Source organism: Streptomyces sp. NPDC090442, assembly GCF_044769405.1.
Lineage (GTDB): Bacteria > Actinomycetota > Actinomycetes > Streptomycetales > Streptomycetaceae > Streptomyces.
Map to the genome: position 1 here is coordinate 1 of NZ_JBIVXW010000282.1, position 1,155 is coordinate 1,155.

The following is a 1,155-nucleotide window of genomic DNA, read 5'->3' on the forward strand; positions in this document are numbered from 1 at the left end:
CACCCGGTCCGTCACACTCTCCGCCCCCGCGGTCGGCATAACCCGACGTGCGGCATAAGCAGACCTATGCCGAACTCGGCATAGGTCTGCGTATCGCACCAGCACCGGAGCCCCTCGCACCGTCTCCCCGGCACTACGGCCAGTTGTCAGGTAGCGGACTCCGGCAGCTTCCTCCAGCCCATGGAGCGCGACGTTCATCAGCAACGGACTGATCACACCGCCTTGAGGGGAACCCTCTTCGGTCGGCGCGAGCAGGCCGTTCTCGACCACTCCCGCTTTCAGCCATCCCCTGATCATCTCCCTGGCGGGGAAGGACCCGATCGCTTCCAGCAGTCGTTCGTGACCGATCCTGTCGAACGCGGCGGACAAGTCGGCGTCCAGAATCCACAGCCTCCTGGCCCGGGAGCCATTCAGCGTGGAAAAGAGAGCACCGATGGCGTCCGCGCAACTGCGGCCCGGCCGAAATCCGTAAGATCTCGGCTCGAACCGCGCTTCCCACTCGGGCTCCAACGCGTTACGGACACGCGCCTGATGACACCGGTCCATAATCACGGGAATACCCAGCGGCCTTTGCTTTCCATTAGCTTTCGGAATGTGCACGCGCCGAACCGGCAGCGGATTCCAGGACGAGCGCGTACGGTGCACACGCGCCGCCACATTCATCCTGGCCTCGGGCGACAGGGCAGTCTCCCCGTCGATCCCGGCCGTCCGACGCCCCGCGTTGCGCTGAGTCACCTGCCGCACGCTGATCAGCGTGTTCGACCATGACCTCAGCATCAATTTCTGCAAGGACCGGACCAGGGCCCAGTCCTTTTCCCGCGTCGCCTTGAAGATCCTCTGCCGCAGCCTCGCTACGTTGTCCTCGTGGTGACGCCACGCGACGTCGTCCCAGTCGGCAACGTCCTTGGGTCCGTTCACCGTGGTGTCCAACTTATCCCTCGGTTCGGGAGGCCCTCGGCCTCAGATTTCAAAGGCTCACCAGCCCACGTCAGCTCCCTTTCGGGACAGGGCTGTTGCAAAGTCCGGGTGTTGGGATGTTTGGGCAGGTCAGGGGAGTTTTAGTAGGTCGAGGGGGCGGTTGAAGGGCTGGTAGGACATCTCGCGTAGGCCGGCGGCGATGTTGCGGTGTCCTGCCGAGCGCAGGGTGTTGATCGC

At 64.1% G+C, this 1,155-nt stretch carries 1 protein-coding gene; it reads right to left on the reverse strand.

The genetic code is table 11. The features are described from left to right. On the reverse strand, nt 1–918 hold a 918-nt coding region (locus ACIQU6_RS45050), incomplete at its 3' end, for a reverse transcriptase N-terminal domain-containing protein (RefSeq protein ID WP_403488589.1). Between the last annotated feature and the right edge of the window lie 237 nt (nt 919–1,155).